The organism is Methylobacterium cerastii (genome assembly GCF_022179125.1).
In the GTDB taxonomy this organism is placed as follows: domain Bacteria; phylum Pseudomonadota; class Alphaproteobacteria; order Rhizobiales; family Beijerinckiaceae; genus Methylobacterium; species Methylobacterium cerastii.
In genome coordinates this window covers 87,206-109,741 of record NZ_BPQG01000056.1, presented here as the reverse complement: position 1 = coordinate 109,741, position 22,536 = coordinate 87,206, and the positions used below count along the sequence as shown (strand labels likewise).

Here is a 22,536-nt window from a genome sequence, read left to right as displayed (position 1 = left end):
GCAGCATCCTCCACCTCGTTCCAGCCGGCCGATCGACGGCGGTGCGGGCTCGCCCATATTGGGCTAGACTGCCCACCAACAGGTCCCCGCGTCGCCGCCCGACACCTTTACCGCCCGCGCCTGACCGTAGGCTGAAGGATCGCCGGCGGCGCTTAGGGGACTTCGAAAATCCCGGAGGTTCACGCCATGTCCATCCGCTTCCCCGAGCCCGATGCCGGCGTCGTCGCGCGCCGCGACGCGATCGTGGCGGGCCTTCGGCCATTGGTCGGCCCCGAGGCCCTGGTCATCACGGAGGACGAGCGCCGCGCCTTCGAGACCGACGGGCTCACCGCCTACCGCAAGATGCCGCTGGCGGTGGTGCTGCCCTCGACAACGGCCGAGGTCTCGGCGGTGATGGCCTATTGCCACGAGCACGGCGTCCGCGTCGTGCCGCGGGGTGCCGGCACGTCGCTGGCCGGCGGCGCGATCGCTCAGGAGGATGCGATCATCCTCGGCGTCGGCAAGATGACCCAGGTGCTCGACCTCGATTTCGAGGACCGCGTCGCCCGCGTCCAGAGCGGGATCACCAACCTCGCGATCTCGGGCGCGGTCAGCCACGAAGGCTTCTTCTACGCGCCCGACCCGTCGAGCCAGCTCGCCTGCACCATCGCCGGCAACATCGCGATGAACTCGGGCGGGGCGCACTGCCTCAAGTACGGCGTGACCACCAATAACCTGATCGGCGTGACGCTGGTGATGAACGACGGCACGGTGGTCGAGATCGGCGGCGACCACCTCGAATCCGGCGGCTACGACCTGCTTGGTTTGATCTGCGGCTCGGAAGGACAGCTCGGCATCGTCACCGAGGCGACCGTGCGGATCCTGCGCGCGGCCGAGGGCGCGCGGCCCGCGCTCGTCGGCTTTTCCTCGGTCGAGGATGCCGGCGCCTGCACTGCGGCGATTATCGCCGCCGGCATCATTCCGGTGGCCATCGAGTACATGGACCGCGAGGCGATCCTGATCACCGAGGACTTCGCGCAGGCCGGCTACCCGCGCGACGCCGAGGCGATGCTGATCATCGAGGTCGAGGGCTCGGACGCCGAGTGCGAGGCGATGCTCGCCCGCATCGCCGCGATCGCGCAGGATTTCCGCCCGACGAGCATTCGCGTCTCGAAGTCCGAGGCCGAATCCGCCGCGATTTGGAAGGGCCGCAAGTCGGCTTTTGGGGCTACGGGGCGCATCTCCGATTACATCTGCATGGACGGCACGATTCCGACGGGCCAGCTCTCGGTGGTGCTGGAGCGGATCGGCGCGATCTGCAGGGCGCAGGGCCTGCGCGTCGCCAACGTGTTCCATGCCGGCGACGGCAACTTGCATCCGCTCATCCTGTTCGACATCAACAAGCATGGTGAATTGCAGAAGGCCGAGGCCGCGGGCGACGAGATCCTCAAGCTCTGCGTCGAGGTCGGCGGATGCCTCACCGGCGAGCACGGAGTCGGCATCGAGAAGCGCGAGCTGATGCGCTTCCAGTACACCCAGGCCGACCTGGAGCAGCAGATGCGGGTGCGCAACGTCTTCGACCCGCACTGGATGATGAACCCGGCGAAGGTCTTCCCGCTCGAAGGCCGGGTCGCAGCCTGAGGACGGCCCACGCCGCGTTGACACCCACGGGACTTGCCGACATCCCTGCTGCGATGTCTCGGACCGACGCTTCGCACGTTCTCGCCCGCCCGGAGCGACGCCTCGGCCGGACTCCGGAGCGCACCCGGACCGTGCCTGGTCCGGCACGATGACGTCCGCCCACGAGGACCCGAGGTTCCGCTTCCTCGCCGAGGGCGGCGAGACCGGCCGCGAGATCCTGGCCAAGGATTGGCGCGGTTCGTCGCTCGGCCCGCTCGCGGGCTGGCCGGTGGCCCTGCGCACCACGCTCGCGACGATGCTGGCCTGCCCGGTGGCGATGTTCCTGGCCTGGGGGCCGGACCTCCTCAGCTTCTACAACGACCCCTACCGCGAGGTGCTGGGCGACCGCGTGGCGCGGACGCTCGGGACCCGGTTCCCGGAGTTGTGGGCGGACCTGTGGCAGGACATCGGCCCGCTCTGCGACCGGGCGCTTTCCGGCGAGAGCGTGTCGGTGCACGACCTGCCCCTGACGATGTACCGCCAGGGCCGGCCCGAGCAGACCTGGTGGACGTTCTCGTACTCGCCGGTCCACGACGATTCCGGCGCGATCGCCGGGATGATCTGCATCACCCGGGAGACCACGGCGCAGGTCCTCGCCGAGCGGGCACGGGAAGAGAGCCGGAACCGGCTCGAGCTCGCGCTCTCGGCCGGCGACGGCATCGGCACCTGGGATTGGGACGTCGCGGCCGACCGCGTCACGGCGGATGCCCGGTTCGCGCGGCTCTACGGCGTCGACCCGGACCGGGCTGCCGCCGGGGCGCCGATCGCCGCGTTCTTCGGCGGCATCCATCCCGACGACCTGCCCGGCATGCAGGAGCGGATTGCCACGGCGATGCGGACGGGCGGCGAGTTCTCGGCCGAGTACCGCCTGATCCATGACGACGGCGTCCGCTGGGTCGCGGCGCAAGGCCAGTGCGTGCTCGATGCCGAAGGCCGGCCCGGACGGTTCCCGGGGGTCACCTTCGACATCACCGAGCGCCGCACCGCCGAGGAGGCGCTTCGCGCGGCCGCGCAGGAGCTGCGCCTGGTGGCGGACGCGCTTCCGAGCCTGATCGCCTTCATCGACCCGACCCTCACCTACCGCTTCGCGAACGCCGCCTACGAGACCTGGTTCTCGCGCCCGCTCTCGGACGTGATCGGCCGCACCGTCCGCGACCTGATCGACGAGGACGGCTTCGCGCGACGCCAGCCCGCCTTCGCCGCCGCGCTCGCCGGCGAAGAGATCCGCTTCGAGATGCCGTGGCCGCACGCGGACGGGCGCGAGCGCGTCGCCGACATCCGCTACATCCCGCGCCGGGATCGCGACGGCGCCGTCGACGGCTTCTACGCCTTCGTGCAGGACGTCACCGACCGGACGCGGATCGAGGCGGCGCTGACGCGAGAGGTCGAATCGCGCACCCGCGAGCGCAACCGGCTGTGGGAGACCACCACCGACCTGATGGGCACCGCCGGGCTCGACGGCTACCTCAAGGCGGTCAACCCGGCCTGGACGCGGGCGCTCGGCTGGAGCCAGGACGAACTCCTCGCCGAGCCGTTCGCCGCGATCATCGACACGGACGACCACGCCGAGACCGCCGAGATCCTCGCGCGGCTCGCCCGCGGCGAGACCGTCGACGGCTTCGTCGACCACGTGATCCGCAAGGACGGCGAACGCCTGACCGTGTCGTGGAACGCGGTGCCGGAGGGCGACCTGTTCTACATCGTCGGCCGCGACATCACCGAGCAGCGCGCGGTCGAGGAGCTGCTGCGCCAGGCGCAGAAGATGGAGGCGGTGGGCCAGCTCACCGGCGGCATCGCGCACGACTTCAACAACCTGCTCACCGGCATCGTCGGCTCCCTCGACCTGATGCAGACGCGGATCAAGCAGGGCCGCACCGAGCAGATCGGCAAGTACGCCACCGCCGCCCTGTCCTCCGCGAACCGCGCCGCCGCGCTGACGCACCGCCTGCTGGCCTTCGCACGCCGCCAGCCGCTCGAGCCGAAGCCCACCGACGCCAACGGCCTGATCGCCGGCATGGAGGACATGCTGCGCCGGACGCTGACGGAGCAGGTCAACCTGGAGATCGTCACCGCCGGCGGCCTCTGGCTCACGCTCTGCGACCCGCACCAGCTCGAGAACGCGCTGCTCAACCTCGCCATCAACGCCCGCGACGCGATGCCGGACGGCGGCCGCCTCGTGGTCGAGACCTGCAACACGCACCTCGACCGCGCCTACGCGCGCCTGCACCCGGAGGTGGAGCCGGGCCAGTACATCTGCGTCTGCGTCACCGACACCGGCACCGGCATGCCCCCGGACGTGGTCGCCAAGGCCTTCGACCCGTTCTTCACCACGAAGCCCCTGGGCCAGGGCACCGGCCTCGGCCTGTCGATGATCTACGGCTTCGCCAAGCAGTCGGAGGGGCACGCCAAGATTTACTCGGAGGTGGGGTCCGGCACGACGATCAAGATCTACCTGCCGCGCTACCGCGGCGAGGCGGCGGCCGAGGGGACCGGCCCCGGAATCGCCGCGGCCTTGCGCGCCGAGCGCGGCGAGACGGTGCTCGTGGTCGAGGACGACCCTGTGGTGCGCGACCTCATCGTCGAAGTTCTGGCCGAGCTCGGCTACGCCGCGCTCGAGGCGTCGGACGGTCCGACGGGCCTGCGCATGGTGGAATCGCGGGCGCGGATCGACTTGATGGTCAGCGACGTCGGCCTGCCCGGCCTCAACGGGCGCCAGCTCGCCGACCGCGCCCGGCTGGTGCGGCCGGGCCTGAAGGTGCTGTTCATCACCGGCTACGCCGAGAACGCGATCTTCGGCAACGGCGGCCTCGATCCGGGCATGCAGATGATCACCAAGCCGTTCCCGGTCGAGGTTTTGGCGAGCCGCATCCGCGAGATCATCGAGGGGTAGGGCCGGATGCGACCTATTCCGCGGCGGATAGGTTGAGGGCGAGCGAGCGGGCGGCGCGGGTACGGCCGCCGGGGCGCGGCTCACCCGCGGCTGACAGCGCACGGCGGCCGTCGTTGATGGCGGCGTGGACGCCGTCCACCGCCAGGATCAGGGCGCTGACCGTGCGCGCGTCGATCGAGCGCTCGCGGGCGTAGCGCACCACGTCGGCGACGAGGTCGTCGACCTCGATCGCCAGGGCGTCGAGCTCGGCCATCGTCGGCGCGGCGCGGACCTCGCGCATCACGTCGAGCAGGCGGTCGAGTACGATGTCGACCCGCTCGCGGCGCTTGCGCGCGAGGCGCTGGCCGAGCCACGCGACGGCGGAGCCGATCGTGCCGCCGAAGAAGGCCAGCAGGTAGATGTAGTCCTCGTAGCGGTCGAGGAACGTCTGCTGCTCGCGCTCGAAATAATCCACCGCGCCCGGATGGTTCGGCAGCCGCGCCGAGGTGGCGGCGACGGTGGTGTCGAAGTCGGGCGCCTTCATCAGCTTGGCGATCGGCGCGGTCGCGGCGAGCCGCGAGCGCCATTCGAACAGGTGTTGCGTCGCCGACGCGACGGCGACGCGGCTGACGGTGCCCCGCGCCATCAGGCGATAGGAGGCGCCGACGGTCTTGACCTCCTCGGCCGGCCGCTTCGGGCGGCCGCCGAAGGTGCCGGCCGGAATCGTGACGGATTGCAGCTCGGGGTAACGCTGCAGGATCGCATCCCCGTCGGGCACCGAGACGAGGCCGACCTTCTTGTCGGGCAGGCCGACCTCGACGGCGTGGACCATGGCGCCCGCGGCCTTCGAGGTCGGGCTCGCGATGATCGCCACCGCGTCTACCCGCTTGTCGGCGATGGCGGCGGTGACCTCGGACGGCTTCAGGGTCACCAGCGCGACCTGCCCCAGAGGGACCTCCTCGCCGTCCGGTAAGTCGGCGGCGGCGGGGACGAAGTCGTAGAAGGTCAGCATGTTGGTGATGAACGGGATGTCGGCGCTGTGCCGCACGACGATGCCGAGGCGTTTGCGCGCCAGCGCCGGGAATTCGTCGATCTCGCCCGACTCCGACGCCGCGACGACAAGGGCCTCGTCGTGGAGGATCGCCAGCGTCAGGCCGTTCTCGGGCAGCAGCACGTCCGGCCGCACCACGGCGAGGTCCGCCTTGTTGGCCTGGAGCGCGGCCGCGCTGTCCCGCACGTCGGCGTAGCGCACCACCTTCAGGCGTACGTCCTCGCGGGCGCGCGACAGGGCGTTCGCGTAGGCCTCGATCAGCGCGGCCTCGGGGCCGTCCTGCGGCCCGACGGCGACGGTGAGCGTGGTCGGCCGAGACAGGTAGACCACGGCCGCCGCCGTGGCGGCGAGCCCGAGGGCGAGCAGCACGAGGAGCCACTCGCGTCTCAACAGGATGGCCGATGCTGCGGGGAGGAGACCATGACCGATCCTGCCGCGTTGCCTGCGTTCCATGGCTGATCCATGGAACGCAAACCTGTCCGGATCGTGAAGAACACGTGAAACGCGCAACCGTTGCAGAACCCGGGGCGAACCGCGCGGCGCGGCCGACGCCCCCCGTCACCGCGACCTATGTCGAGCGGGCGGCGCTGCATTACCTGGAGCGCTACAGCGCCTCGGTGGAGATGCTGCGCCGGACGCTCCGGCGCCGGGTCGAGAAGCGCGCCCGCGCCCGCGGCGAGGATGCGAGCGCGTTCTTCGAAATGATCGAGGCGACGGTGGCACGCGCGGTCTCGGCCGGCCTCGTCGACGACGCCCGCTTCGCCACGGCGCGGCTGGCGACGTTGCGCCGTCGCGGCACCTCGTCCCGCGGCGCCTCGGCCAAGCTCTCGGCCAAGGGCCTGTCGCGCGACGCGGTGGAGACCGCGATGGAGGCCGAGCGTGAAGCCGTGCCGGAGGCGGACGCCGCCGCGATCGAGGAGAAGGCCGCCTTCGCCTACGCCAAGCGCCGGCGGCTCGGGCCGTTCCGTCGTCCCGACATCCGCGCGCTCCACCGCGACCGCGACCTCGGAGCGCTGGCGCGCGCCGGCTTCGGCTACGATCTCGCGCGCCGCACCGTCGACGCCGAGGAGGTGCCCGACGGGCCTTGAGCCTGGAACTCGCCGGAAACTGCGCCACTTGGCCGAGGGTCGACGGTGACGTCGCGCGCCGTCCGTGCGCGCAGCCGCGAATTCTGGAGAGCTTCGATGATCAACCGCAAGGCGCACGCTGTCTGGAAGGGCAACGGCAAGGAAGGCAAGGGCACGATCACGACCCAGTCCGGCGTGCTGTCCGACCAGCCCTACGGCTTCAACACGCGCTTCGAGGACAAGCCCGGCACCAACCCGGAAGAGCTGATCGCGGCGGCCCATTCCGGCTGCTTCACGATGGCGCTCGCGTTCCAGCTGCAGGAAGCCGGTCTCGCGGCCACCGAGATGAGCACCGAGGCGGTGGTGACGCTCGAGAAGGACGGCGCCGGCTTCAAGGTGACCAAGTCGGCCCTCACGCTGACCGCTTCGATCCCCGGCATCGACCAGGCGAAGTTCGACGAGCTGGCGCACGCCGCCGAAGTCGGCTGCCCGATCTCGAAGGTCCTCGATTGCGAGATCACCTTGAAGGCCACCCTCAAGCAGGGCTGACCGACGTTTCCGGACGCCGCGCCCCGCGACGACGCCGCGGGGTGCGGCATCGCCACAGGGGCGCAACGCCCTTTGGCACCTTGTCCTTGCGACCCCCGGGTTCCTAATTTGTTCGATGGATGAAGCTCTCGCCAAGAAACTGCGCATCCTCGCCGATGCCGCCAAGTACGACGCCTCGTGCTCGTCGTCGGGTGCGCCGAAGCGCAAGGCGGGCAAGGACGAACTCGGCTCGACCACCGGCTCCGGGATCTGCCATGCGTACACCCCGGACGGGCGCTGCATCTCGCTCCTGAAGATCCTGCTGACGAACTACTGTCTGTTCGACTGCGCCTACTGCATCAATCGCCGTTCCTCGAACGTGCAGCGCGCGCGCTTCTCGGTGCAGGAGGTCGTGACGCTGACGGTGGAGTTCTACAAGCGCAACTACATCGAGGGGCTGTTCCTCTCGTCGGGCATCATCAAGTCGCCCGACTACACGATGGAGCTGCTGACGCGGGTGGCGAAGTCGCTGCGGCGCGACCACGGGTTTCGCGGCTACATCCACCTCAAGTCCATCCCCGAGGCGAGCCCTTGGCTGATCGAGGAGGCCGGGCTCTACGCCGACCGCCTCTCGATCAACGTCGAGCTGCCGACGGAGGCGAGCCTGCAGACGCTCGCCCCGGAGAAGGACGGCGCCACGATCCTCAACGCGATGGCGCAGGTCGCCGAGCGCATCGTCGAGGCCAAGGCCGAGCGGCGGCGGTTCTCGCCGGCCGGCCAGTCGACGCAGGTGATCGTCGGTGCGGACGCGACCACCGACGAGGCGCTGATCCGCAAGAGCGCCCACCTCTACGGCAGCGTCGGGCTCAAGCGCGTCTACTACTCGGCCTTCAGCCCGATCCCGGAGGGCTCGGGCATCCTGCCGCTGAAGGCGCCTCCGCTCCAGCGCGAGCACCGCCTGTACCAGGCCGACTGGCTGATCCGGTACTACGACTTCTCCGCAGACGACGTGGCGGACGCCGCCGACGACGGCATGTTCTCCCTCGACATCGACCCGAAGCTCGCCTGGGCGCTAAAGAACCGCCACCGCTTCCCGGTGGACGTGAACACCGGCGACCGGGAGATGCTGCTGCGCGTGCCGGGACTCGGCGCGCGGGCGGTCGACAAGATCATCAAGGCCCGCCGGCACACGCGCCTGCGCCTCGACGACGTGGCGCGCCTGTCCTCCGCCCTGAAGCGCGCCCGCCCGTTCCTGATCGCCGCCGACTACACGCCGGGCGGGCTCACCGATCGCCTGGACCTGCGCAGCCGGCTGGTGGAGCCGGCCCAGCAGCTGAGCCTGTTCTGATGGACGCGCCGGACCTGTTCCCTCCCCCTGAAGCGGTGGAGGGTGGGTCTCGCACGATCCACTTGCGCCCCGGCGCGGATCTCGACGGCTTCCGCGCGGCCCTGCGCCGGCTCGTCGCCGACGACGTGCCGCCCGATCGCGTGACGTGGTCGGCCGGCGACGCGCCCGGCCTGTTCGGGTCGTCGCCCGGCGCGGAGCCCGACGCGCCGCCGGTGGCGCTGCCGAAGCCGGTGGCCGGGCTGATCCCTATGGTGGTGCCCCACCGCGACCGCGAGCGCTACGCCCTGCTCCACACCCTCGTCTGGCGCGTCCGCCACGGCGAGCGCCACCTGACCGAGGTGGCGAGCGATCCGCTGGTCCACCGCCTCGGCGGCATGCGCAAGGCGATCGCCCGCGACCTGCACAAGATGCACGCGTTCCTCCGCTTCCGCCGGATCGAGACCGCAGCCGGCGAACGGTTCGTCGCCTGGTTCGAGCCCGACAACCACATCCTGGAGGCGGCTGCGCCGTTCTTCGTCGACCGCTTCCGCTCGATGGACTGGACCATCCTGACGCCGGACGGCTCGGCGCACTGGGACCGCGCGACGCTCGCCTTCGGTCCGCCCGGCGACAAGGCCCAGCTGCCCGAGGGCGACGGCTTCGAGGCCGGATGGCGCGACTACTACGAGAGCACGTTCAATCCGGCCCGCACCAACCTGAAGGCGATGCGGGCGGAGATGCCGAAGAAATACTGGCACAACATGCCCGAGACCGCCGCCATCCCCGGCCTCGTCCGGGCGGCCGCGTCCCGGACCACCCAGATGATCGAAAGGGCCCCGCAGATGACGATCAAGCGCGATCCGGCCAAGGCCGTGGCGGCGATGTCCGACCAGGCGCCCAAAACCCTCGACGCGCTGAACGCCATCATCAAGCGCTCCGAGCCCCTGGTGCCGGGCGCGACGCAGGCGGTACTCGGCGAGGGCCGGGTCGGCTCGACCATCGCCTTCGTCGGCGAGCAGCCGGGCGACCAGGAGGACCGGCAAGGCCGCCCCTTCGTCGGGCCGGCGGGCCAGTTGCTGTCGCGGGCGATGGCCGAGGCCGGGATCGACCGCGAAGCGAGCTACCTCACGAACGCGGTCAAGCACTTCAAGTTCGAAGAGCGCGGCAAGCGCCGCATCCACCAGAAGCCGACGGCGGGCGAGGTCAGCCACTACCGCTGGTGGCTCGACCGCGAGCTCGACTTCGTCGCCCCGAAGCTCGTGGTGGCGCTCGGCGCGACCGCGGTGCTGGCGCTCACCGGCAAGTCAATCCCGATCACCCGCGCGCGCGGGCCGTTCCGCTTCGAGCGTCTCGACGACCGCTTCCAGGGCTTCATCACCGTCCACCCCTCCTACCTGCTGCGCCTGCCCGACGAAGCGAAGGAAGAAGCCTACGCGACCTTCGTCGGCGACCTTCGGCGGGTGGCCGAGCTGGGGCGCGAGCTGGCAGGGTGAACGCCGACGGACAAGATTTCGTCCGCCTACGCCGGGTCGGCATCCCACCGAAGTCGATCACTGTGAACACAACGCAGGATGTTCGCAGGCCGAAGGGACAGACACGTCACCTCGTGCCGACTCCGGACGGCTGAAACGTGTCCGGAACTCGCCGGGGCTGATGCCGATGCGTTTGCGGAAATGGTGCCGTAGCGTGTCGGCCCCGCCCAGGCCGACGAAGACCGCGATCTCGTCGACGCTCAGACGGCCTGCGGCGAGCAGGCGCTTGGCCTCCTCGATCCGTTCGGCCGCGAGCCACTCGCCCGGCGGTGCCCCCGTCGCCTCGTTGAAGCGCCTCATGAACGTGCGCAGGCTCATGCGGCACGCCTCGGCCATGCGGGTCAGCGGCCACGGCGCACCGAGTTCGGCCCTCATTCGGTCGATCAGGGGCGCCACCTCGTTGTGCCGGCGCACCGGCACTGGCCGCTCCAGGAACTGCGCCTGACCGCCGGTACGGTGGGCGGGCATCACGAGGCGCCGTGCGACGGAGTTCGCAGCTTCTGGCCCGTAATCCTGACGCACGATCTCGATCAGGAGGTCGAGCCCTGCCGCACTCCCGGCCGAAGTGAAGACCCGCCCGTAGGATCGATACAGGGAGGAGCGGTCAACCGCGACCTTGGGATGGGCATCGCGCAGCGCCTTGGCGTAGCGCCAGTGCGTCGTCGCCGTCCCGCCATCGAGTAGCCCGGTCGCTGCGAGCACGAACGCACCCGAGCAGATGGAAACCAGCCGCGCTCCGCGCTCATGTGCTTCACGAAGGCGGTGGCAGAGATCCTCGGGGACCGCTTCGTCGCTCCCCTTCCAGCCGGGGACTACGATGATATCCGCGCAGTCGATCAGCTCGATGCCGTGGTCCGGCGTCAGGGTGAAGCCCCCGTGCGCCCGCAACGGCCCACCCTCCACTGCGCAACTGGCAAATCGATACCACGCCTCGCCCATCTCCGGCCGGGGCAGGCCGAACACCTCGGCCACGATCCCGAACTCGAAGGTACACAGGCCATCGTAGAGAAGCGCGACGGCGAGGGGTCCGGTCGTGTTTGGCACGATCTTCACGATGCCTGTCGTTTCGGCCAATTGCAAACCGAGCTTTGCGAGCCCGACATGGTGCCGTCCATCAAGAAGGATCACCATGCCCACCGCAGTCAACGCCGTTTCACCTGCCCCGAGCCACCTCGCCCGCGAGCGCTTCGCCGCCGAGTTCGCGTTTGAGACCGACTGTTGGGACGTGCATGACGCCCTGGCGCGCGGGGCGGATTTCGTGCTGCTCGACGTGCGCAGTCCCGCCCTGTTCGCTGCCGGTCACGTTCCCGGCGCGATCAACCTCCCGCACGGCAAAATCGTGCGCTCCAAGCTCGAACGTTGGCCCGAGGGCACGGTGTTCGTGACTTACTGCGCCGGTCCGCACTGTAACGGCGCCGCCAGGGGAGCGTTGCGGCTCGCGGAACTCGGGCGCCCGGTCAAGATCATGGCGGGCGGCATCACCGGCTGGCTCGACGAGGGCTTCGACTTGGCGCGGTCTGAGGCCACGGCGTGAGCGCTCACTTTCGGAAAGCGGCTGCGTCCGACGCAACATCCATCCTCGAAATGGTTCGGGCGCATGCCGCATTCGAGCGCGGGACGGCATCCTTGTCGCTCGACGACCTGAAAGCGATCCTGTCGACGGACAGCCTGCCGACCCACCTGCTCGTAGCGGATATGGGCAACGCGCTGGTCGGTTACGCGGCGGTCACGTTCGACTTTTCGCTCTGGCGAGGGCGCACCTACGGCCATCTCGACTGCTTGTTCGTCGCGGCGAGTGCGCGCGGGCGGGGCATCGGCAGGCAACTTTTCGACGCGGTGGCGAAGCTCGCGCAGATCGAGGGCGTCGATCGTCTCGAATGGCAGACGCCGGTCTGGAACAGGGAAGCCATCCGTTTCTACCTCCGAACCGGGGCGCTCAGCGCAAAGAAGGAACGGTTCGCGATCCCGCTGCGGTGTTGACGAGTGCACCATCGGGAAGGTGCTCGGAACCAACAGCCGCAAACCCATCCAGCGCTGACGGTCGGCCCGGGAACGGAATACCCGCCTCCCATCCGACCGAGTGATCGGACGGGCACCGCCTCACCCCGCCGCCGGCTCCTCCTTGTGCGGCCTCAGTTCCGGTGCCTGCTCGATCTCGGCCTCAGTCGGGGCCTCCGCGCGGCTGTCGGCGCGGCTGGCGTCGACGTAGAGGCGGGCCTCGCCTTCCGTGAGGCCGAGGCTGCGGAGCGCGTAAAAGGTCATGCCGAAGGCGAGCTCGCGCTCGGCCATCAGCACCAGCCCGACCTTCTCCTCCTCCATCCGGCGGCGCTCGGCGTCGCTGTGGGTGCGGATCAGGGTGTCGATGCGCGGGTTGGCCTCGCGGGCGATCTCGACCAGGCGCCGGGCGTTGTGCGAATCCGGCGTCGCGATCACGAGGAGGCGCGCCTGGGCGATGTCGGCCGCGGCCAGGATGCCCGGCGCGAGCGCGTCGCCGAACACCACTTCGAGGCCCGACGCGCGCAGGTCGAGCACCCGGCGGCGGTCGCGGTCCACCACCACGAAGGGCAGGTCCCAGGCGTCGAGCGCCTTGCCGATCCCGCTGCCGACCCGGCCGTAGCCGACGACGATCGCGTGGCCGCGATGGGCCTTGGCCGGCTCCGAGACCGCGATGGCGTCGGCGCCGCGCCGCTCGAAGCGGCGGGCGAGGTCGGGCCGGTCGGCGAGGTAGCGCTCGACCCGGGCTGCAGCCGCGAAGAACAGCGGGTTCAGGGTGATCGAGAGCAGCGCGCCGCCGAGGATGAGGTCGCGCCCCTCCTCCGGCAACAGCTTCAGCGAGAGGCCGAGGCCGACGAGGATGAAGGAGAACTCGCCGATCTGCGCCAGGCTCGCGGCGATGGTGAGCGCCGTGCCGACCGGATGCTTGAACGCCAACACGATCGCCACCGCGGCGATCGACTTGCCGAGCAGGATCACCCCGAGCACGGCCAGCACCGAGAGCGGCTCGCGCACGAGGATGCCGGGGTCGAACAGCATGCCGACCGAGACGAAGAACAGCACCGCGAAGGCGTCCTGCAGCGGCAGGGAATCGGCCGCCGCCTGATGGCTGAGGTCGGATTCGGCGAGCACCATGCCGGCGAAGAAGGCGCCCAGCGCGAAGGACACCCCGAACAGCTCCGCCGAGCCGAAGGCGATGCCGAGCGCCAGCGCGAGGACGGCCAGCGTGAACAGCTCGCGCGAGCCGGTGCGCGCCGCCTGGTCGAGGAGCCACGGCACCGCGCGGCGGCCGGCCACCAGCATCAGGGTGGTGAACAGGCCGACCTTGGCCAGCGTCAACCCGAGGGTGAGCCAGATGCTGTCGCCGAGATGGCCGGAGAGCCAATGCGCCAGCGAGTTGCCGGTGGCGTGGTCGCCGCCGGCGGCGCTGCCGCCGAGCGAGGGCGCCAGCGCCGGCAGCAGCACCAGCGCGAGGACCATCGCGAGGTCCTCGACGATGAGCCAGCCCACCGCGATGCGGCCCTTGTCGCTGTCGAGGAGGTTGCGCTCCTCCAGCGCCCGCAGCAGCACCACCGTGCTCGCCACCGACAGGGCGAGGCCGAACACGAGCCCGGCCCCGAGGCCCCAGCCCCAGGCGAGCGCCAGGCCGCCGCCCATGGCGGTCGCGACCACGATCTGCACCACGGCGCCCGGCAGCGCGATGGTGCGCACCGCCATCAGGTCCTTGATCGAGAAGTGCAGGCCGACGCCGAACATCAGCAGGATCACGCCGATCTCGGCGAGTTGGCCCGCGAGCTTCTGGTCTCCGACGAAGCCCGGCGTGAACGGGCCGATGGCGATGCCGGCCACGAGGTAGCCGACCAGCGGCGGCAGCCGCAGCCTCTGCGCCAGCATGCCGAAGACGAAGGCGATCACGAGGCCCAGGGCGATGATGGCGATCAGCTCGGTCGCATGCGGCACGGGGCGGTCGTCTCCTGGATTCGGCGTCGGACGCGGGTGTCGCATCGGCCTAGCGGAATCGTGCGACGAATTCCGTAAGCGCTGCAGCCGAATGGTGTTCCAGCGCACAGGCGCGGCCGGGTTGGCAGGCCGACGACGACCCTATACCCCCGTGCTCGACGGATCGAAGGACGGCGAAGACGATGCGGCTGGTGGTGGTGGGCGCCGACGGGCGCATGGGCAAGATGCTGATCCGCGCGGTGGCGGAAGCGGAGGGCTGCACGCTCTCGGCCGCGATCGAGCGCGAAGGGTCGGACGCGATCGGCCACGATGCCGGGACGCTGGCCGGCCTCCACCCGCTCGGCGTGCCCGTCACCGACGACCCGCTGACCGCCTTCGCCGCCAGCGACGGCGTGCTCGACTTCACCGTGCCGGCGGCGACCGTAATGTTCTCCGAGCTCGCGGCGCAGGCCCGCATCGTCCACGTCGTCGGCACGACCGGCCTGTCGGAGGACGACCTCGCCAAGCTACGCGCCGCCGCCTACCACGCCCGCATCGTGCGCTCCGGCAACATGTCCCTCGGGGTCAACCTGCTCGCCGCGCTGGTGAAGCGGGTCGCCGCGGCGCTGGGGCCCGAGTTCGACATCGAGATCGCCGAGATGCACCACCGCATGAAGGTGGACGCGCCCTCGGGCACCGCGCTGCTGCTCGGGGAGGCCGCCGCGGCCGGGCGTGGCGTCGACCTCGCCGACGTGCGCGTCTCGACCCGCGACGGCCATACCGGCGCGCGGAAACCCGGCGACATCGGCTTCGCGACGCTCCGCGGCGGCAGCGTCGTCGGCGACCATTCGGTGATCTTCGCCGGCGCCGGCGAACGCATCACCCTCTCGCACCACGCCGAGGACCGCAGCCTGTTCGCCGCCGGCGCGGTGAAGGCGGCGCTTTGGGCGCATCCGAAGCCGCCGGGCCTGTACAGCATGACAGACGTGCTCGGCCTGTAAGCCTCAGGCTGGCGGACAGTTGGGGGCGGGTCTCCGGCCTGCGCTTGGGGCCTCGGCCCGCCTCTGGTAGGAGCCGCACCGACAAGCCCGACCGGGCGCTTCCAGAAAGACCGGACACCGATGGACCGCCTGCTCGTCCTCGCTCGCCACGGCCAGAGCGAGTGGAACCTCAAGAACCTCTTCACCGGCTGGCGCAACCCGGACCTGACCGAGCGCGGCGTCGACGAGGCGCACAAGGCCGGGCGCTGGCTGAAGAGCGAGGGCTACGGCTTCGACGTGGCGTTCACCTCGAACCTCGGGCGGGCGCAGCGCACCTGCAAGCTGATGCTCGGCGAGATGGGGCTTTCCGACATCGAGACGATCCGCTCGGAGGCCCTGAACGAGCGCGACTACGGCGACCTCTCGGGCCTCAACAAGGAAGACGCCAAGGCGCGTTGGGGCGCCGAGCAGGTTCACCAGTGGCGCCGCTCCTACGACATCCCGCCGCCCGGCGGCGAAAGCCTGAAGGACACCGCGGCGCGCGTGCTGCCCTACTACATCGAGACGATCCTGCCCCGCGTGATGGCCGGCGACCGGGTGCTCGTCGCAGCCCATGGCAACTCGCTGCGCGCCCTCGTGATGGTGCTCGACCGCCTGAACACCACGACGATCGCCGGCCTGGAGATCGCCACCGGCGTGCCGCTGGTCTACCGCCTCAAGGCCGACACCACCGTCGCCTCGAAGGCGGTGCTGGAGCGCGACATCGACGACGCGTGACGCGCGCGCCATGGCGGTCGAACTCGCCCCGGGCCTGATCCACCATCCCGGCTGGCTCGATCGGGCCGGCCGGCGGCGGCTCGCCGACGAGATCGCGGCCGTGCTGGCCTTGGCGCCGCCGTTCACGCCGCGGATGCCGAAGACGGGAAAGCCGTTCTCGGTGCGGATGTCGAACGCCGGCCCGCTCGGCTGGGTCTCGGACATCGCCGGCTACCGCTACCAGCCGGACCACCCGGAGACCGGCGCGCCCTGGCCGGCGATGCCCGCGACAGTGCGCGCGGCCTGGGATGCGCTCGCGGCGGGCTTTCCGGCACCGGAAGCCTGCCTGATCAACCTCTACGCGCCCGGCACCCGCATGGGCCTGCACCAGGATCGCGACGAGGCCGACCTGTCGGCGCCCGTGGTCTCGCTGTCGCTCGGCGCCGCGGCGGTGTTCCGCTACGGCGGCCTGCGGCGATCCGACCCGACGCGATCGATCCGCCTGACGGCCGGTGACGCCCTGGTGATCGGCGGCGCCTCCCGCCTGATCCACCATGGCGTCGACCGGATCATCGCGGGCGGCGACCTGCTGTCGGAGGCGGAGGACCCGCTGCCCGCCTTCCTGCCGCCGGGCGGCCGCTGCAACCTGACCCTGCGGCGCGTGACGGGCTCGGCCCTGTGAGCGTTCTGACCTCCGTCGGCCGCTCGGCAAGTCGTGTAAACGCGTCCGCTTGACAGAGCCCGGCCGCGGGCCGACCCATCGCAGCCGGTCCGGCACCGTCCCGGATCGTGGAGATCCTGGTTCGATGCGTCTGCGCCACCGTCTGTCCACCCTCGCGCTGCTCGCCCTGGTGCTCGGCTTCGAAGCGGGGCCGGCCTCGGCCGCCGAGCCGGTCTACCCGGCGGGCTCGCGCTTCGGCTTCGAGCCGCCCTCGGACATGTCGCCCTCGCGCCGCTTCGCCGGCTTCGAGCGCAAGGAAGGCGGGGCGACGCTCTCGGTGGTCGAGCTGCCGGCCACCGCCTTCGCCGACCTCGTGCAGACCTTCACCGACGCGAACCTGAAGAGTCAGGGCTTCTCCGTCGAGACGCGCGAGCCGGTGAAGATCGGCGAGGCCGAGGGCATGCTGTTCACCGGCTCGCAGCCGGGCGAGCCGGGCGGCAGCACGCCGACGATCCGCAAGTGGCTGCTTTTGGTGGGCGATGCGACCGTCACCGGCCTGATCATCGGCCAGGCGGTTCCCGACGCCGAGACCGAGAAGACCATGCGCAGCCTCGTCACCGGCGTGACGATCCGCCCGGCCCTGACGCTGGAGCAGCAGGTCGACGCCCTGCCCTTCCGCGTCGGCGACCCGGCGGGTTTCCGCCCCTTGCGCGTGCTGGCCGGCAACTCGGTGCTGATGACTCAAGGGCCGAAGGACCAGATGACCAACCTGGAGCAGCCGATCCTGGTGCTCGCCCAGGCGGTGCAGCAGCCGCCGACGGCCGAGCAGCGCGACGGCTTCGCCAAGGCGGCCCTGTATTCGAACCAGACCATGAAGGACTTCGTGATCGAGCGCTCGCAGAGCTACCGCTCGAACGGCGTCGACTGGCACGAGATCGTGGCGCGGGCGACCGACCTGCCGACCAATACGCCGGTCGTCGTCTCCCAGACGATCCGCTTCGCGCCGGACGGATACCTGCGCGCGCTCGGCGTGGTGCGCCAGGACCAGCGCGAGGGCACGCTCGCCAAATTTCGTGAGGTCGTGGACAGTGTTCAGGTGAAATAAAACCCGCGTCCTTGAGAATTCGTCCGTCCCCGGGGGAAACACTCCTCACGACCTCCGGTTGTCGTCGCGACGCGCCGTCCCCTGGACGGCCACCGCGACGGGATGTTGGATGACGGATCGAGACTTCGGCGCGGGAACGCAGGACGACCGCCAGTCCGCGATTTGGACGCTGGCGCTCGCCGCGACCCTCGTCGGCATCGCCGTCCTGCCCCGGCGGCGCGGCGGAGACCGGCTGGACGCGCGGTCCGAGACCGGTTCGGACGGGCCGCGTGCAGAGGCCCCGTCGCATGCCGGCGGCGAGGCCAAGGCGGTGGCGCGCACCGAGGCGGATCGCGGCCGCCAGGCGCGCAGCCCGTCCGAGATCCCGGGCAGCGGCTGGAAGGATGTGGGGCTGCGGGTGTTCCGCGACCTCAAGGAGAACCGCCTGGTCTCGGTCGCGGCCGGCGTCACCTTCTACGTGCTGCTGGCGATCTTCCCGGCGGTGGCGGCTTTGGTGTCCTGCTACGGCCTGTTCGCCGACGTCGCCACGATCAACGACCACCTCGCCAGCCTCCAGGGGGTGATGCCCTCGGGCGCCATCGACATCGTCGGCGAGCAGGTGAAGCGGATCGCGGCCAAGGGCGACACCACCCTCGGGATCACCTTCTTCACCGGCATCCTGCTCTCGGTCTGGAGCGCCAACGGCGGCATGAAGGCGATCTTCGACGCGCTCAACATCGTCTACGAGGAGCGCGAGACGCGGAACTTCGTCTGGCTCAACCTGCGCTCGCTCGCCTTCACCGGAGGCGCGCTGCTGTTCATCATCCTCGCCCTCGGCGCGATCGTGGTGCTGCCGGTGGTGTTCAACACCGTCGGGCTCTCGGGCGACGCGTGGTACCTCGCCCTCCTACGCTGGCCGGCGCTGTTCGTCGCCGTGCTCGGGGGCCTCGCCCTGCTCTACCGCTACGGGCCATGTCGGGATGCGCCGCGCTGGCGCTGGGTGACCTGGGGCAGCGCGCTCGCCGCATTCGCGTGGCTCGCCGGCTCGCTCGGCTTCTCGTGGTACGTGGCGAACTTCGGCAAGTACAACGACACCTACGGTTCGCTCGGCGCCGTGATCGGTTTCATGACCTGGATCTGGATCTCGACCGTGATCGTCCTGCTCGGCGCGGAGGTGAACGCCGAGATGGAGCACCAGACCGCGCACGACACCACGGTCGGCGCACCGCAGCCGCTCGGCACGCGGCGGGCGAAGATGGCGGATACGGTCGGGGTTGCGACCTGAGGATTGTTTAATTCGCCGCGATTCAGGGATAGATACGTCCCATGGATCGCGACACCGCCATCGGTATCCTTCGGGCGAACGAGAACGCCCTACAGCGCCTCGGCGTCCGCCATGCCGCCCTGTTCGGCTCCATCGCCCGAGGTGAAGGTCATGCGGACAGCGATCTCGACGTGCTGATCGAGATCGAAGCTGAGGCGGTGCGCGACGCCTTCAACGATGTCGGAATTTGCCGGGCAATCGGGAGCTTGTTTTCAGTCCCCGTCGATGTCGCCACTCGCGAAACGTTGAAGCCTCACATCCTCTCGCGAGCCGAACGCGATGCCATCCGTGCTTTCTGAGCGCGAATCCGACGCCTGCGTCGACATCCTCGACGACGCTCAGGCCGCCCGCAACTTCATCGACGGCATGTCCTTCGAAGCCTTCGCCACCGACCTGCGGACGAGCTACGCAGTGATCCGTTGCATCGAGATCGTCTCCGAGGCGAGCCGGCGCCGAGGCGCCGCATTCAAGGCCCGGCATCCGCACATTCCCTGGCAGAACATCGCAGATACGGGCAACTTTTACCGCCACGCCTATCACCGCGTCGCGCTGGACATCGTGTGGAAGACCGTCCACCAGCCGCTGACGGAGATTGCCGTGGTCTGCCGCGCCGAACTCGAGGCCGATCGGTCTTCGCCGGCCTAATCCATCTCCCTCCCATTCTTCGAGACACCCGCGCGCCATGACCGCCGACAGTCCAACATCATCACCTGTCGGCCCCGGCGATCAGGTGATCCTGGTGGACGGGTCGTCGTTCATCTTCCGGGCCTACTTCCAGGCGATCAACCAGCCGGAAAAGTTCAACTTCCGGCCGTCCGACGGGCTGCCGACCGGCGCCGTGCGGCTGTTCTGCACCAAGATCGCGCAGTTCGTGCAGGAGGGCGCCGCCGGCATCTGCCCGACGCATCTCGGCATCGTCTTCGACAAGTCGGAGGGCTCGTTCCGCAAGGAGCTCTTCCCCGACTACAAGGGCCACCGCCCCGATGCGCCGGACGACCTGAAGCGGCAGATGCCGCTGATGCGCGACGCGGTGCGCGCCTTCGGCCTGCACGCGATCGAGATGGAGCGCTACGAGGCCGACGACCTGATCGCCACCTACGCCCGGCAGGCCGAGGCGCGGGGCGCGGGCGTCATCATCGTCTCGTCCGACAAGGACCTGATGCAGCTCGTCGGGCCGCTGGTGCGGTTCTACGACTTCGAATCCGGCTCGAAGGGCAAGCCCGGCCACCGCCCGGAGCGCAACCTCGACGAGGCGGCGATCGTCGCCAAGTGGGAAGGCCTGCAGCCGAACCAGATCGGCGACGCGCTGGCGCTGATCGGCGACACCTCCGACAACGTGCCGGGCGTCCCCGGCATCGGCCTGAAGACCGCAGCCGCCCTGATCAAGGAATACGGCAGCCTGGAGCAGCTGCTGGAGCGGGCGGGCGAGATCAAGCAGCCCAAGCGCCGGGAGACGCTGCTGGCCGGCATCGAGCAGGCACGGCTCTCGCGCCGGCTCGTGGCGCTGGTCGAGGACGTGGACGTGCCGGTGGCGCTCGACGACCTGCGCCTGCCCAAGCCCGACCCGGAACGGCTCGTCGGCTTCCTGAAGGCGATGGAGTTCAACACGCTGACCCGGCGCATCGCCGCGATGCTGCACGTCGACCCGGAGGCGGTGAAGCCCGACCCGCGCCTGCTCCCAGGCCATGTCCAGGCCGACGACGCACCCTTCGCCGACGCCGCGACGGGCGCAGAGGGTGGCGCCGAGGTCGATCCCTTCGCGGAATTCGGCCTGCCGGATGCGGCGCCGAAGGCCCGCGGCCCGTCCGATCCGTCGCCCTCGACCCTCGTCGCGGCGCGCGCGGCGGAGGCGAGCAAGCCGTTCGACACCAGCGCCTACGAGACGATCCTCACGCTCGAACACCTCGATGCCTGGATCGCGGAAGCGCACGAGGCCGGGGTGATCGCGGTCGACACGGAGACCGACTCGCTCGATGCGCACCACGCCAACCTCGTCGGCGTCTCGCTCTGCGTCGCGCCGGGGCGGGCCGCCTACATCCCGCTCGCCCACGTCCGCGCCGTCGAAGCCGCGCCGAACGCAGACGACCTGTTCGGCGGCGGGGCGAAGGCCTCCGACCTCGTCGAGCCGCTGCCGTCGCAGGTCGACCGCGGGGCCGCGCTCGACCGGCTGAAGCCGCTGCTCGAGGCCGCGAGCGTCCTCAAGGTGGCGCAGAACCTGAAATACGATTGGCTCGTGTTCCAGCGCTACGGCATCACCGTGGCCCCGTGCGACGACACCATGCTGATCTCCTACGTGCTCGATGCCGGCAAGGGCGGGCACGGCATGGACGAGCTCGCCAAGCGCCATCTCGGCCACCAGCCGATCACCTTCTCGGACGTGGCGGGCACCGGCAAGGCCAAGGTCACCTTCGACCGTGTGCCGCTCGACCGCGCCACCGCCTACGCGGCCGAGGACGCCGACGTGACGCTGCGCCTGTGGCGGATGATGAAGCCGCGCCTCGTCGCCGAGCGGCGGCTCTCCGTCTACGAGACCCTGGAGCGGCCGCTGATCGCGGTGATCGCCCGGATGGAGCAGCACGGCATCCGCGTCGACCGCAACATGCTCTCGCGGCTGTCGGGCGACTTCTCGCAGATCCTGGCGCGGCTGGAGGAGGAGATCCAGGAGGATGCCGGCGAGCGCTTCCAGGTCTCGTCGCCGAAGCAGATCGGCGACATCCTGTTCGGCAAGATGGGCCTGCCCGGCGCCAAGAAGACGCCGTCCGGCCAGTGGGCGACGCCGGCGACGCTGCTGGAGGAGTTGGCCCAAGCGGGGCACGACCTTCCGAAGAAGATCCTCAACTGGCGCCAGCTCGCCAAGCTGAAGTCGACCTACACCGACTCGCTGCAGGAGCACGCCGACCGCGACACCAACCGGGTGCACACCTCGTTCTCGCTGGCCGCCACCACCACCGGCCGGCTGTCCTCGTCGGACCCGAACCTGCAGAACATCCCGATCCGCACCGAGGAGGGCCGCCGCATCCGCCGCGCCTTCGTCGCCGACCCGGGCAACCGCCTGATCTCGGCCGACTACAGCCAGATCGAGCTGCGCCTGCTCGCCCACATGGCCGACATCCCGCAGCTGCGCCAAGCCTTCGCCGACGGCATCGACATCCACGCGGCGACCGCCAGCGCGATGTTCGGCGTGCCGCTCTCGGACATGACGCCGGACCTGCGGCGCCGGGCCAAGACCATCAACTTCGGCATCATCTACGGCATCTCGGCCTTCGGGCTGGCCGACCGCCTCGGCATCGGGCGCGAGGAGGCGAGCCTGTTCATCAAGCAGTATTTCGAGCGCTTCCCCGGCATCCGCGACTACATCGACACCACGAAGAAGATCTGCCGCGACAAGGGCTACGTGACGACGCTGTTCGGCCGCGTCTGCCACTACCCGCAGATCCGCTCCAACAACCCGTCCGAGCGCGCCAGCGTCGAGCGCCAGGCGATCAACGCCCCGATCCAGGGCACCGCCGCCGACATCATCCGCCGGGCGATGACCCGGATGGAGGCGGCGCTCGTCGCCGAGCACCTGAACGTGCGCATGCTGCTGCAGGTGCACGACGAACTGGTGTTCGAGACGAACGCGGACGAGGTGGACCGCGCGATCCCGGTGATCAAGCGGATCATGGAAGAGGCGCCCGCGCCTGCGTTGACGCTGCACGTGCCGCTCGTGGTGGAGGCGCGGGCGGCGGGGAACTGGGAGGAGGCGCATTGACCGGGCGCCCCCGC

General features: G+C 70.2%; 19 protein-coding genes. 16 read left to right on the top strand and 3 right to left on the bottom strand.

Annotated elements, in window-relative coordinates:
- Positions 1–186 precede the first annotated feature (186 nt).
- Both MFF13_RS19130 and MFF13_RS19125 read left to right on the top strand, forming a co-directional pair.
- The gene (locus tag MFF13_RS19130; protein WP_238272723.1) at positions 187–1,620 is read left to right on the top strand and encodes an FAD-linked oxidase C-terminal domain-containing protein; all 1,434 of its coding nucleotides are present in this window, start codon (positions 187–189) and stop codon (positions 1,618–1,620) included.
- Between the two features lie 148 nt (positions 1,621–1,768).
- Positions 1,769–4,549 carry a hybrid sensor histidine kinase/response regulator gene (locus MFF13_RS19125; protein WP_238272722.1) on the top strand — a complete coding sequence of 927 codons (2,781 nt, stop codon included), beginning with the start codon at positions 1,769–1,771 and terminating at the stop codon, positions 4,547–4,549.
- Positions 4,550–4,562: 13 nt separating this feature from the next.
- Here MFF13_RS19125 and MFF13_RS19120 read toward each other — a convergent pair whose 3' ends face one another.
- Positions 4,563–5,969, bottom strand: a complete 1,407-nt coding sequence (locus tag MFF13_RS19120; protein ID WP_187273603.1) for a TAXI family TRAP transporter solute-binding subunit — start codon at positions 5,967–5,969, stop codon at positions 4,563–4,565.
- 107 nt (positions 5,970–6,076) lie between these two features.
- On the opposite strand from MFF13_RS19120, the gene MFF13_RS19115 reads away from it, so the two are divergent.
- The 4 genes from MFF13_RS19115 (at position 6,077) to MFF13_RS19100 (ending at position 9,994) form a co-directional block, all read left to right on the top strand.
- On the top strand, positions 6,077–6,667 hold the full coding sequence (locus MFF13_RS19115; protein WP_238272721.1) for a regulatory protein RecX: 591 nt from the start codon (positions 6,077–6,079) through the stop codon (positions 6,665–6,667).
- 96 nt (positions 6,668–6,763) lie between these two features.
- On the top strand, positions 6,764–7,195 hold the full coding sequence (locus tag MFF13_RS19110) for an OsmC family protein (RefSeq protein ID WP_238272720.1): 432 nt from the start codon (positions 6,764–6,766) through the stop codon (positions 7,193–7,195).
- Positions 7,196–7,310: 115 nt separating this feature from the next.
- Positions 7,311–8,522 (top strand): putative DNA modification/repair radical SAM protein, encoded by a 1,212-nt coding sequence (locus tag MFF13_RS19105; protein ID WP_147751667.1) that lies wholly within the window; start codon positions 7,311–7,313, stop codon positions 8,520–8,522.
- Positions 8,522–9,994, top strand: coding sequence for a UdgX family uracil-DNA binding protein (locus tag MFF13_RS19100; protein WP_238272719.1), 1,473 nt, complete (start codon positions 8,522–8,524; stop codon positions 9,992–9,994). The genes MFF13_RS19105 and MFF13_RS19100 overlap by 1 nt, the downstream gene beginning before the upstream one ends.
- 57 nt (positions 9,995–10,051) lie before the next feature.
- Here the strand turns inward: MFF13_RS19100 and ftrA are convergent, their stop codons facing one another.
- The gene (ftrA, locus tag MFF13_RS19095) at positions 10,052–11,164 is read right to left on the bottom strand and encodes a transcriptional regulator FtrA (protein WP_147828490.1); all 1,113 of its coding nucleotides are present in this window, start codon (positions 11,162–11,164) and stop codon (positions 10,052–10,054) included.
- Between ftrA and MFF13_RS19090 the strand changes: the two genes are divergently transcribed.
- Together MFF13_RS19090 and MFF13_RS19085 are read left to right on the top strand one after the other, a co-directional pair.
- On the top strand, positions 11,163–11,567 hold the full coding sequence (locus MFF13_RS19090) for a rhodanese-like domain-containing protein (RefSeq protein ID WP_147828489.1): 405 nt from the start codon (positions 11,163–11,165) through the stop codon (positions 11,565–11,567). The genes ftrA and MFF13_RS19090 overlap by 2 nt on opposite strands.
- Positions 11,568–11,659: 92 nt before the next feature.
- A complete protein-coding gene (locus tag MFF13_RS19085) occupies positions 11,660–12,013 on the top strand; it encodes a GNAT family N-acetyltransferase (RefSeq protein WP_238272718.1) in 354 nt (117 codons plus the stop codon).
- 120 nt (positions 12,014–12,133) lie between these two features.
- Here the strand turns inward: MFF13_RS19085 and MFF13_RS19080 are convergent, their stop codons facing one another.
- The gene (locus tag MFF13_RS19080; RefSeq protein WP_147828487.1) at positions 12,134–13,987 is read right to left on the bottom strand and encodes a cation:proton antiporter domain-containing protein; all 1,854 of its coding nucleotides are present in this window, start codon (positions 13,985–13,987) and stop codon (positions 12,134–12,136) included.
- Positions 13,988–14,169: 182 nt separating this feature from the next.
- On the opposite strand from MFF13_RS19080, the gene dapB reads away from it, so the two are divergent.
- From dapB to polA, 8 genes are all read left to right on the top strand, one after another.
- Positions 14,170–14,967 carry a 4-hydroxy-tetrahydrodipicolinate reductase gene (dapB, locus tag MFF13_RS19075; RefSeq protein WP_147828486.1) on the top strand — a complete coding sequence of 266 codons (798 nt, stop codon included), beginning with the start codon at positions 14,170–14,172 and terminating at the stop codon, positions 14,965–14,967.
- Positions 14,968–15,087: 120 nt separating this feature from the next.
- On the top strand, positions 15,088–15,723 hold the full coding sequence (locus MFF13_RS19070) for a 2,3-bisphosphoglycerate-dependent phosphoglycerate mutase (protein WP_147751674.1): 636 nt from the start codon (positions 15,088–15,090) through the stop codon (positions 15,721–15,723).
- Between the two features lie 10 nt (positions 15,724–15,733).
- Complete coding sequence (locus MFF13_RS19065) at positions 15,734–16,384, top strand: alpha-ketoglutarate-dependent dioxygenase AlkB (RefSeq protein WP_147828485.1); 651 nt, start codon at positions 15,734–15,736, stop codon at positions 16,382–16,384.
- A 124-nt stretch (positions 16,385–16,508) separates the two neighbouring features.
- A complete protein-coding gene (locus MFF13_RS19060; RefSeq protein WP_147828484.1) occupies positions 16,509–17,468 on the top strand; it encodes a hypothetical protein in 960 nt (319 codons plus the stop codon).
- 109 nt (positions 17,469–17,577) lie between these two features.
- Entirely contained in the window at positions 17,578–18,732 is a 1,155-nt protein-coding gene (locus MFF13_RS19055; RefSeq protein WP_147752603.1) for a YihY/virulence factor BrkB family protein, read from the top strand.
- 41 nt (positions 18,733–18,773) lie between these two features.
- Positions 18,774–19,070, top strand: a complete 297-nt coding sequence (locus MFF13_RS19050; protein WP_147752604.1) for a nucleotidyltransferase family protein — start codon at positions 18,774–18,776, stop codon at positions 19,068–19,070.
- On the top strand, positions 19,051–19,416 hold the full coding sequence (locus MFF13_RS19045) for a HepT-like ribonuclease domain-containing protein (protein ID WP_147828482.1): 366 nt from the start codon (positions 19,051–19,053) through the stop codon (positions 19,414–19,416). The genes MFF13_RS19050 and MFF13_RS19045 overlap by 20 nt, the downstream gene beginning before the upstream one ends.
- Before the next feature lie 37 nt (positions 19,417–19,453).
- Positions 19,454–22,522 (top strand): DNA polymerase I, encoded by a 3,069-nt coding sequence (gene polA / locus MFF13_RS19040; protein WP_238272717.1) that lies wholly within the window; start codon positions 19,454–19,456, stop codon positions 22,520–22,522.
- Positions 22,523–22,536: the final 14 nt, after the last annotated feature.

Bases quoted from the DNA above. Each gene is read 5' to 3' on its own strand.
- polA (WP_238272717.1), top strand. From the start codon at position 19,454: ATGACCGCCGACAGTCCAACATCATCACCTGTCGGCCCCGGCGATCAG.
- MFF13_RS19065 (WP_147828485.1), top strand. From the start codon at position 15,734: ATGGCGGTCGAACTCGCCCCGGGCCTGATCCACCATCCCGGCTGGCTC.
- MFF13_RS19045 (WP_147828482.1), top strand. From the start codon at position 19,051: ATGCCATCCGTGCTTTCTGAGCGCGAATCCGACGCCTGCGTCGACATC.
- MFF13_RS19100 (WP_238272719.1), top strand. From the start codon at position 8,522: ATGGACGCGCCGGACCTGTTCCCTCCCCCTGAAGCGGTGGAGGGTGGG.
- MFF13_RS19055 (WP_147752603.1), top strand. From the start codon at position 17,578: ATGACGGATCGAGACTTCGGCGCGGGAACGCAGGACGACCGCCAGTCC.
- MFF13_RS19070 (WP_147751674.1), top strand. From the start codon at position 15,088: ATGGACCGCCTGCTCGTCCTCGCTCGCCACGGCCAGAGCGAGTGGAAC.
- MFF13_RS19060 (WP_147828484.1), top strand. From the start codon at position 16,509: ATGCGTCTGCGCCACCGTCTGTCCACCCTCGCGCTGCTCGCCCTGGTG.
- MFF13_RS19090 (WP_147828489.1), top strand. From the start codon at position 11,163: ATGCCCACCGCAGTCAACGCCGTTTCACCTGCCCCGAGCCACCTCGCC.
- MFF13_RS19130 (WP_238272723.1), top strand. From the start codon at position 187: ATGTCCATCCGCTTCCCCGAGCCCGATGCCGGCGTCGTCGCGCGCCGC.
- MFF13_RS19110 (WP_238272720.1), top strand. From the start codon at position 6,764: ATGATCAACCGCAAGGCGCACGCTGTCTGGAAGGGCAACGGCAAGGAA.
- MFF13_RS19125 (WP_238272722.1), top strand. From the start codon at position 1,769: ATGACGTCCGCCCACGAGGACCCGAGGTTCCGCTTCCTCGCCGAGGGC.
- MFF13_RS19105 (WP_147751667.1), top strand. From the start codon at position 7,311: ATGGATGAAGCTCTCGCCAAGAAACTGCGCATCCTCGCCGATGCCGCC.
- MFF13_RS19050 (WP_147752604.1), top strand. From the start codon at position 18,774: ATGGATCGCGACACCGCCATCGGTATCCTTCGGGCGAACGAGAACGCC.
- ftrA (WP_147828490.1), bottom strand. From the start codon at position 11,164: ATGGTGATCCTTCTTGATGGACGGCACCATGTCGGGCTCGCAAAGCTC.
- dapB (WP_147828486.1), top strand. From the start codon at position 14,170: ATGCGGCTGGTGGTGGTGGGCGCCGACGGGCGCATGGGCAAGATGCTG.